General features: G+C 49.0%; 10 protein-coding genes. 7 read left to right on the top strand and 3 right to left on the bottom strand.

The window, feature by feature from the left end; all coding sequences use genetic code 11:
• Nucleotides 1-340 precede the first annotated feature (340 nt).
• Nucleotides 341-670 carry a hypothetical protein gene (locus tag HWQ67_RS07670; protein ID WP_218252097.1) on the bottom strand — a complete coding sequence of 110 codons (330 nt, stop codon included), beginning with the start codon at nucleotides 668-670 and terminating at the stop codon, nucleotides 341-343.
• A 697-nt stretch (nucleotides 671-1,367) separates the two neighbouring features.
• Between HWQ67_RS07670 and HWQ67_RS20195 the strand changes: the two genes are divergently transcribed.
• The 7 genes from HWQ67_RS20195 (at nucleotide 1,368) to gspM (ending at nucleotide 8,461) form a co-directional block, all read left to right on the top strand.
• On the top strand, nucleotides 1,368-1,976 hold the full coding sequence (locus HWQ67_RS20195) for a DUF1566 domain-containing protein (protein WP_218252096.1): 609 nt from the start codon (nucleotides 1,368-1,370) through the stop codon (nucleotides 1,974-1,976).
• A 117-nt stretch (nucleotides 1,977-2,093) separates the two neighbouring features.
• On the top strand, nucleotides 2,094-4,091 hold the full coding sequence (locus HWQ67_RS07660; RefSeq protein ID WP_218252095.1) for an FG-GAP-like repeat-containing protein: 1,998 nt from the start codon (nucleotides 2,094-2,096) through the stop codon (nucleotides 4,089-4,091).
• A 162-nt stretch (nucleotides 4,092-4,253) separates the two neighbouring features.
• On the top strand, nucleotides 4,254-4,679 hold the full coding sequence (locus tag HWQ67_RS07655; RefSeq protein WP_218252094.1) for a type IV pilus modification PilV family protein: 426 nt from the start codon (nucleotides 4,254-4,256) through the stop codon (nucleotides 4,677-4,679).
• A complete protein-coding gene (locus tag HWQ67_RS07650) occupies nucleotides 4,669-5,325 on the top strand; it encodes a prepilin-type N-terminal cleavage/methylation domain-containing protein (protein WP_218252093.1) in 657 nt (218 codons plus the stop codon). Before HWQ67_RS07655 ends, HWQ67_RS07650 begins: the two co-directional genes overlap by 11 nt.
• Nucleotides 5,326-5,334: 9 nt before the next feature.
• On the top strand, nucleotides 5,335-6,339 hold the full coding sequence (locus tag HWQ67_RS07645) for a general secretion pathway protein GspK (RefSeq protein ID WP_218252092.1): 1,005 nt from the start codon (nucleotides 5,335-5,337) through the stop codon (nucleotides 6,337-6,339).
• Between the two features lie 36 nt (nucleotides 6,340-6,375).
• Nucleotides 6,376-7,914, top strand: a complete 1,539-nt coding sequence (locus tag HWQ67_RS07640) for a PilN domain-containing protein (protein WP_218252091.1) — start codon at nucleotides 6,376-6,378, stop codon at nucleotides 7,912-7,914.
• Nucleotides 7,915-7,918: 4 nt separating this feature from the next.
• Nucleotides 7,919-8,461, top strand: coding sequence for a type II secretion system protein GspM (gene gspM, locus HWQ67_RS07635; RefSeq protein WP_218252090.1), 543 nt, complete (start codon nucleotides 7,919-7,921; stop codon nucleotides 8,459-8,461).
• Nucleotides 8,462-8,516: 55 nt separating this feature from the next.
• Here the strand turns inward: gspM and HWQ67_RS07630 are convergent, their stop codons facing one another.
• Both HWQ67_RS07630 and HWQ67_RS07625 read right to left on the bottom strand, forming a co-directional pair.
• The gene (locus tag HWQ67_RS07630) at nucleotides 8,517-8,900 is read right to left on the bottom strand and encodes an HI0074 family nucleotidyltransferase substrate-binding subunit (protein ID WP_218252089.1); all 384 of its coding nucleotides are present in this window, start codon (nucleotides 8,898-8,900) and stop codon (nucleotides 8,517-8,519) included.
• Entirely contained in the window at nucleotides 8,887-9,609 is a 723-nt protein-coding gene (locus tag HWQ67_RS07625; RefSeq protein ID WP_218252088.1) for a nucleotidyltransferase domain-containing protein, read from the bottom strand. Before HWQ67_RS07625 ends, HWQ67_RS07630 begins: the two co-directional genes overlap by 14 nt.
• Nucleotides 9,610-9,829 lie beyond the last annotated feature (220 nt).

The following is a 9,829-nucleotide window of genomic DNA, read 5'->3' as shown; positions in this document are numbered from 1 at the left end:
TTTCGCAGGAATGACAGTTACAGGCGTTTTCCAAGTGTGTCATTCCTGGCTTGACCAGGAATCCATGATGCATAAAAGCGTAGTTACCATGAAATATAAAGAGGATACCCCAAAAGCCTTCAGTCAGATTTTCAGCCGTAAACGGACGAGCAGATGAGATAATCGATATAAACCTGCTATTGAACGACAAGCAGATAAATGTAAGGATCGGCTATGGAAGCAGAGAAGGAGATTTCCATATCAGCGCTTATGATAGCCATAATCCGGTAGCGATGCTTACGGAAGAAGACAACGTCCTTGTAAATAAGGCCCTGCACGTGGTGGCAAGTGGACTCAGAGGTCAGACACTCGTAGAGGATAAGTTGGTGCGCACCTTAAACCTCATGGACAGTTGGCCAAGCAATCTGCCTTTAAATATCCTTGAGATCGTCAACCTTGCAACGAGGTCAGAGACACCACAATTCCTGCCCTGGTGTGGATTTAGCTTTTCTTTATTTACAGGAAGCGATAATCTGTGCAGTGTTTTTAGTAAAACAGACCTTACACAAGATGCGACATATACAAAGGTGGGTGGAAACATCTGCTCAATTCCGCCGTACCTAATAGCTATCCTTGTAAATGTTGGATATGTTTCAGGTGGCGTCTCAAATATAGCCGCAATTTTAAACACGGTATTTCAACCGCCTTCAGATGCTAATGATACTATAACTGAAGCTACGTTATTTGGCGGAGATAAATGTATGGGGCGTTGTGGCAAGGGATGTATACCTGCATCCATATGGGATTTGGATAGTATTCCTAATCGTGGTGTGAATATATACACGCAGGCTTGTCTTGATCACGATGTCTGTGTCGGTAAGGAGAAATATTCTTATTTCGATGCACGCTGTAATTGGATGTTTTTGTTTGTGATTAAGGACTTTATATCTGGCCCAACCTGCGACTTTGCTCCTACACTCGTGTACCCTTTAAAAGATAATAATATCCCTGCTAATGGTACTTCGACCAAGATTACTTTCCAATGGAAGACAAATTTTCCCGGGGCTACGAAATATTATCTTACTATAACTTCAAAGGGTCAACTAACAGTAGATGTAAAAGACTCTTGTACATCAAACGGCACGGGAGGATGGGAATCTTCTTGCTCATACGAGGTTGATAATTTTGCTCAAGGAAAATATAGTTGGAATGTACTTCCTATTTATGCAAATGGCACAGTTGGCGAATTAAGTAGTACTTATACGTTCAATGTAGTAGGCACTGTAAGTCCGGTTATAGAACAGTCTCCGATGTCAGGGCCTCCAGGTACCACCTTTGTACAAAGTGGTACAGGCTTTACACCGAATAGCACTGCAACATTGCATATCGTGAAGCCTGACGAAACTGAATACCAACCTGCACCTCAACAGGCAATCGATAGCAACGGAACCTTCTCTATTACTTATAAGTCAGAAACAACTAAGGCACCAGGAATATATAAATGGTGGGCAGAGGATGGGCAGACGGGGGCGATAAGCAATACAGTCAGTTATACAATTACGCCAACTCCAGGTGGCAAGCGCTTCACGGATAACGGCGATGGCTCGATGACGGATACAAAAACCGGACTGCAGTGGATGAAAAACAGCGGTGGCGGTTGTTATGCAACGTGGAATCAAGCTAATACATGTGTGCCATCGGGTTGGAGATTGCCAACGATAGATGAGTTGTATACCCTTTGCAGGGAGGACGGGACTACAACAGGGTTGGACCTCAATGCAACCAACTGGTATTATTGTAACGGCCATGCTGTTGATCGTTACTCACAGCTTAGGGACGATGGTTTTGATGTGCAGTCTGGCGACTACTGGTCGTCGACGTCCTACGCAGGCAGTACGTCCCACGCGTGGATCGTCGGCATGGACGATGGCAACGTCTACGCCAACGGTAAGTCCTACGTCCTCGACTATGTATGGCCAGTTCGTTCCGGACATTGATTATTCGGTTATTTGGGCATTTGGTTCTTTTTCTTTTTTTGGGTGCAGGGCTTTAGCCCTGCCCAAATTTATTTTTTAGATTCGATGTTTATTGGAATGACATTTAGGAGGGATTTAATGAAAGACACAAGGTCATTGATGTTGTATAAGAAGTCTTATTTCAAAGAGGTTATGGAAGCCTTCATCCTGGTTCTTTGTTTTATCGCAAGCAACCTGTACGCTGAAGACTATCAATTCAAGACCCAGTGGGGCGGCAGCGGCACAGGCAACGGAACGTTTAACACACCATTTGGTATTACAGTGGCCGCCAACGGTTATATTTATGTGGCAGACACTTTAAACAATCTCATCCAGAGGTTTGACTCAAGTGGCACCTTCAAGACCCAATGGGGTGGAAGTGGTACAGGTAACGGAACGTTTAATGCCCCATATGGCGTAGCAACTGACACTATAGGCAATGTTTACGTGGTAGACACCTTAAACAACCTCGTCCAGAAGTTTGACTCAAACGGCACTTTCAGTATCCAATGGGGCGGCAGCGGATCAGGCAACGGAAAGTTTAACAACCCCACTGGTATAGCAGTTGACAGTGCCGGTGATGTCTATGTGGCCGATTCCTTAAACAACCTCATTCAGAAGTTTGACCCAAATGGCACATTCAAGACCCAATGGGGTGGAAGTGGTACGGGTAACGGTAAGTTTGCCATGCCATTTAGCGTAGCAGTTGACAGCCCCGGTAACGTCTATGTATCAGACGTCCTAAACAATCTCATCCAGGCATTTACTGTAACTTCAACCCCTCCTCCCACAACCTACACCCTCACCGTCACGAAGTCCGGCTCCGGCACGGTTATAGCCTCAACGGGCACCCTCACCTGGAGTGGCAACACCGGCACGACAACCTACGCCAGCGGGACGTCCGTCACCCTGACAGCGACTCCGACGCAGGACTCAAAGTTCGGGGGCTGGACGGGATGCGACTCCACAAGCGGCAACCAGTGTACCGTTGCGATGTCGTCAAACATGAGCGTCTCCGTCAGCTTTACACAGGGCGTCTGCCTGCTGTGCAGAATCCCCAGGATGGACTTCAACGGTAACGGCAAGAGCGACATCCTGTGGCGCAGTATCTCAAACGGCATGATCTACACGTGGCTGATGAACGGTATAAACATAGCAAGCGGCGGTTCACCGGCAACGCTCGGCGACGAGTGGCAGATCGAAAGCATGGGCGACTTTAACGGCGACGGCACCACCGACATCGTCTGGCGTAACACCTCAACCGGGATGGTCTACATATGGCTCATGGGCGGAGCAACGCTAACAGGTGGCGGTTCACCGGCTACGCTCGGCCATGAATGGCAGATCGAAAGCATCGGCGACTTTAACGGCGACGGCAAGAGAGACATCATGTGGCGCAATACCGAAAACGGGCAGGTCTACACGTGGTTCATGAATGGTGCAAGCATAGCAGGCGGCGCCTCGCCATCGGCCATATCACAGCCATCGTCGGTTGACTCCGACTGGCAGGTGGTAAGTTCAGGCGACTTTGACGGCGACGGCAAGAGCGACGTCCTGTGGATAAACACCTCAACAGGGATGACCTACATATGGTTTATGAACGGTACGGGCGGCGGCTCACCGGGGACGGTTGACGCTAACTGGCAGATTGCATGTGTGAGTGACTTTAACGGCGACGGTAAGACCGATATCCTGTGGCGCAACATATCAACCGGCATGGTCTACATCTGGCTGATGAACGGCGCCACGATAGCTGATAGCGGTTCCCCTGGGACGGTTGGCCTGGAGTGGCAGATAGTCAACGTGGGCGACTTCAACGGCGACGGCAAAAGCGACCTGCTGTGGCGCAATTCCGACAATGACATGGTCTACACGTGGCTGATGAATGCAACGCAAATCACGGGTGGCGATCTGACGGCCAAGGCCGGTACTCAGTGGCAGATCATAAGCGTTGGCGATTTTAACGGCGACGGCAAGAGAGACCTTGTCTGGCGTAATTCCGCAACCGGAGAGATTTGCATCTGGCTCATGGACGGCACGCAGTTGTCCCTTGGCGGCTTACCGGCGGTGCTTGGCACGGAGTGGCAGATTCAGTAGGTTGATAAGAAAAAAGGGGAGTGGTTTACGGCAGGGGTGCCTCACCCCCTCCGCCCCCTCCTCAGACCTCCCCTGCAAGGGGGCCAGCCCCCTTGACCCCTTCTTGTGAAACTTGTTACCCTGCTTTCTTCTCTCTTGCCAAACCCGACAGCAGTGCGTATAATGTCATATAACAGAGGTGATGCTTTCAAGAGAGAAGGTTTTACATTAATTGAGATAATGGTTGCCATTACCATTATAGCCGTTGGGATAACTGCGATAGTGCAGCTTTTTTCAGGCTCGCTGAGGTTGGTTTCCTCCTCGGAGGGGTATACTCGGGCTGTTGTCATGGCGCAGTCCAAGCTCAGGGCAGTGCTTGCCGACAGCAACCTCACCGAAGAGGAGTACACCGAAAGAGCAGATAACGCCGATTATACATACCACGTTGCCATCGTGCAAGTCGATCAGGACAGGACCGAAACCCTCCAGTACGACCTGTATGCAATAAAGGTAACGGTGAAGTGGCAGAGCGGCTCCCATGAAAAGTCTTACCCCCTCAACACCCTGTATGCCAAAAAGAAAGACACCGTGGCCAAGAGTGTACAGTAAGATCATAAGAAGTGACAACTCAGGCTTTACGCTCCTGGAGCTGACCATCGTGATGACCATAATGACCATGATAGTGGTTGTGCTTGGTTTTTCGCTGCGCCTTGGCATCAAGAGTCTCGAAAAGGGCGAGAGCAAGATCGATTCCCTCGACCGCACCAGAACGTCCCTGCGGATAATCGAGTCGCAGTTGCAATCCTTCATCCCCCTGATGTATGGGGAGCCGGCAAAAGGGGTGTACTACTTCAAGGGCCAGGAGGACAGCATGTCTTTTGTCAGCAGTGTTTCGCTGTGGGGTAGACAGAGCGGCATTATTCTGGTAACATATGAGGTGGTCAGAGACAGAGGCGGTGACACCAGCTCGCTTGTCATACACGAAGAGAGCGCATATAGCGGAGAAACAAGAAGTACGGTGTTGCTACAGAATTTCAAGGAGATATCGTTTAACTTTTTCACCAAAAAACCAACGGATACCGAAGGCGATTGGAGCAAGAGCGTGGAAGACTCCGATACCGTGCCGCTGTTGGTTTCGCTGTTTGCGTACAACGGCAGCTTCAAGACAGAGCTGATGGTACCCGTGAGGGCAAGGGCATCTGCCATCGTGAAGAATCCGATACAACCCTATATGTTTAGCGGTGGTGGCCGTTAGCCCCGAATTATGACTACGGTAAGATACAATACCGATGGGATTGCACTGATGATGGTGCTGTGGGTGATGGCGATCCTGATAGGTCTGTCGTTGACGCTGGCCTATATATCGCGGTCCGAGTCACGGGTGAGCAGCAGCTCCAGGCAGTACGTGGCGGCAGGATTTCTGGCAGAAGGTGGGATTAACAGGGCCATCATAGAGCTGTACTACAGACGCACGAAGCCTCAGGACGATGAAACCCGGTGGAAGATCGACGGCAGCTTCAGGTCGGTTGAGGTTGTCGATGGCTCTGCCCTTGTGCGTGTGATGCCGGAGACGGGCAAGGTAGACTTAAACCTCTCCAATGATATAATATTAAAGGGGCTTGTCAATGCCCTGGGGATTGACGCCGATACGCAGGATATTATTGTAGACTCTATAAGAGACTGGATGGATAGTGATGACTTACACCGCTTGCATGGGGCTGAGAGCGATTATTACATGTCGCTGAAACGCCCCTATAAGGCCAAAAATGCACCCTTTGACACCGTTGACGAACTGCTGATGATCAGGGGCGTAACGTCGGAGATTTTCTATGGCACAAGCGACAAAAAAGGCCTCAGGGACTTCGTCACCGTGTACAATAGAATCGATAACAGTAAGATAAATATCAACGCCGCCCCAAAGGAAGTCCTGATGGCCTTACCCAACGTTACCGAAGAAGTTGCCTCTGCCATTGTAGAGCAAAGGAAGGCTGCGTTGTTTAAGAATACGGCTGAATTGCAGGCGCTCTTGCCTGAAACCTATGAGGCAATAAAGAACTATATCAATGTGCCCAATGAAAATACCGAAATATTCTTCTCCATTGATGCCATTGGCAAGTCCCACGACAATGCCTCATCCGTAGGGATAAAGGCCATTGTGGAGATATCTGCAAATGACTTCAAGTTCGTATCTTACAAGATGCCGGAGACATTCAAGTTTCAGGAGCAAGAGGACAAATCAATGGAAAATGTCACAACCAATAAAGAATAAACATGTGGATATAACTATTATGGCATCAGGATTGTTATGAATAAGGCAAGCGGAATTGTTTCATTGTTGAGGCGTGTTACGACGCACTCTGGCACGGCAACGGTGCTGGCGGGGTTAGGCCGTGTGGTCTCCGTGGTCGGCAACATATTGCTGTTATCGCCCTTTGAGTTGACAAGACAGAAGCGCAGGTCGCTGGTGATAACGATAGAAAAGGGCTGGGCACATGCTTGTATCATCAAGGGGACACCGTCGCGATATGTGGTGATAAAAAAGAACCTCTTCCGAGGGATAGACAATCAGTACCCCTCCGCCGAGGAGTTAGGCTCCTTTATCGCCATGGTGACGGAGGGCAGGTCGTCAAAGGGGATGAATATAATCCTCACGGTACCAAAGGAGTGGTGCGTGGTGAAGACCACTGAACTGCCGGCGGTTGTCATGGACAATATTTCCTCTGCCATATCCTTTGAGATGGACAATCTCACCCCGTTTTCGGCAGAGGAGGTCTACTACGACTACGATATCATAAGCATGGACAGACAGATGCTCCATGTTGCCATCTATACGGTAAGGAGGCAGATGGTTGACCCTTATCTGAGTAGTTTTCAGGCTGGTGGCTACAAGGTTTCGTCTCTGACGCTCAACCCCCTGTCACTGGTGAGGGTCTGCATGTATGCCCCAGGTGCGACCTGGAGCGCCAAGAAGCCAGGAGCGACCAGGAGCGACAAACACCATGGAAAAAACCTGCCGAAAAAAAACGCCCTCATACTAAACTTTATGCAGGGTAAGACCGAACTCATAACGGCAGAAAACGGTGTTCTTACTTCAGTCTATACCTTCAGGCCGGACGACGCTAATGGAGTCCTGTCATGTGTCAGAGACAAGGTCAGTGATAACCCCCTTGTCTTTATCAACAATGACCCAACTGTTGATACCACGGAGGAGGTGGTACGTGCCATGCTGCCGGTTGCCTCTGTTGGCATGGATGAGTTGTCTTTGCCGCTGAGGGACTCCGCAACATATGACATGCGTCTGCCCGTGGGGGCTGCCATCGGGGTCAGCCGCAAGAGACGAAAGCCCGTCAATCTCTTGTCCTTTGGGAGGGTTGTGAGAAAGAAACTCCCCATAGCAGTCACTGTGCTGCTTTTATTATTGATCATACCCATTGCAATATTTCACATGTACATTCCCATATGGCAAGACGAACGGGCATTGATAGAGCTTGATAAACAAATAAAGGCATTAAAGCCCGAAGTCGAAAAAGTGGAGACACTGAAAAAGGAAATAACGGCTATGCAGGATGACTTAACCGCACTGAACAACTTTCACAGTAAACGGCGCCTTACCCTGGACATGCTCAAGGAGCTGACCACGATACTTCCCCCCGATACCTGGCTTGCCAGGCTGACCATTACCGAAAAGGATATCATGGTAGAGGGGTATGCCCCAACGGCATCCGTGTTACTGGGCATGCTTGAGAACTCAAAGTATTTTAAGGACGTTGGCACCTCTGCAACAACGTACAAGGACCAACGGTTGGGTAAGGAGCGGTTTCAGATAAAAGCCGCCTTTAAGTAAAGACATGAGCAGAAGGAAACTTATAATACTGATAATAATAATGCTGGTTTTGGCCGGAGGGGTGCTCTATGACAATGTTTATCGCGTTGCCCTGGAGAGGAGGGATGATGTTGCCGACAGGAAGGCCCTGAAGATCAAGAAGATAAAGGACTACCGGGCGACAGTTGCCCAAAAAAAGACCCTGGAAGAAATCCACGAGGATTACAAGAACAACATCGAGCAGATAACCAACTACGTAATCCACGGCAAGACCCCTGCCCTTGCAGCGGCTGATCTGCAAAGCATCATCCAGTCAACAATCACCCCCCGCGGGGGTAACATCACACGCTTCAACGTCAAACAGCCCGAAAGCACGCCCCCATTTCAGGTTATAAACATTGAGATGGACGTAACGTGTCCAAGCATATCGGTGTTAAACGATGTCCTCTATGAGATTGAAACCAGAAAGCCTTTTCTGTACATAAAGAAGCTCGATATCCGCCCGGTAAACCTCATACTGCCCATAGACCTTATCGTCAACTTCGAAATATCCGCCCTGACGATGTAGTCCCTCCTGTAATGCCGGATATCAAGAGAGTAGGTCAGGAGTAGAACGCATTGATTTAAAGCCTTGACCTGATGTGTTGCAGATTATCCTCCAGCAGGTTGATATAGGTTGCCTTGATGCGTTGAAATACCTCCTCTGCCATTGCCTCATCGTATAGGTGCGAAGTAATGTTTCTGTCCTGGAGCATATCCAAAAGCGTCTGTCCACCTAATAGAAGCCCTCTCCTGACACCCTCTTTGATACACGAGCGTGGGCTCTGACAACTGAATTTTTCATACTCGAGAACTACCTTGATTGCCTTCCAAAACAACTCGCATGTAAACTCAAACCTCTGTATGACAGCATCCCTGCCCAAGTCATCAACCGCCCGATCTGCGGCATCCCTCAGTTGTAACAACGCCTTCTGAAGCTTATCAATCGTATAGTCAACCGGCTTCATAGATCACTATCCCCCCCTCTTTGACCAACGCCCTGAAGCCATCATCTGCCCTGTCCAACTCGACCAGGTAGATCGTATAGATTCCAGCCCTTATATCCAGTGTCTCCCTAAGCAAACGACTTGTCCTGACATCTAACTTTACGCCCTCAATTGCTATATCATACTCAGAGTACTCATGCCCCTTGCCACTGACCCTTGAGCCAAAAACAATTACCTTCTCCGGCTTTACAAACGACAATATGGTATCCACAATGACCTCTAGCATAATGGGGTCAAGGAGAGATGATAAGTTTGCGTCTATGTAGGAAGGGGTCAATGGGGAACAGAGCCGCCACCTTCTCTCTCTGTCTTTTCTGATACATGTGGGATTAGCCGAACTTCCGGCTTCATAGATCACTATCCCCCCCTCTTTGACCAACTCCCTGAAACCATCATCTGCCCTGTCCAATTCGACCAGATCAATCGTATAGATTTCAGCCCTTATATCCAACTCCTCCCTAAGCAAACGACTTGTCCTGACATCTAACTTTACGCCCTCAATTGCTATATCATAATCAGAGTATTCATGCCCCCTGCCACTGACCCTTGAGCCAAAAACGATTATCCTCTCCGGCTTTACAAACGACAATATGGTATCCACAATGAGGGATATCATTTGGTTATCGATTAATTTATTACCGGCTATGTTTTCAGCTAATATTGTTTTCATTCTTGCTGTGTACATCCGTTAATTGAAACCGGCTTCGCTGATGACCTTGGCAAAGGGCATTGTGGCCTCCTGAGTTTATATATAGCGCGTTTCGATTGTGTGCAATACAAGAAAGAAAGGGGCGGCTCCGCCCCCCTTCAGAACCCCCCGCAAGGGGACCAGTCCCCTTGACCCCGTAAAATGCCATTATCTTGTATTTAATCCAATCGAAACGTGCTAT

Source organism: Candidatus Magnetobacterium casense, assembly GCF_019173545.1.
GTDB lineage: Bacteria > Nitrospirota > Thermodesulfovibrionia > Thermodesulfovibrionales > Magnetobacteriaceae > Magnetobacterium > Magnetobacterium cryptolimnobacter.
The sequence above is the reverse complement of the archived record's forward strand: the minus strand, read 5'-3'. Positions and strand labels throughout refer to the sequence as shown.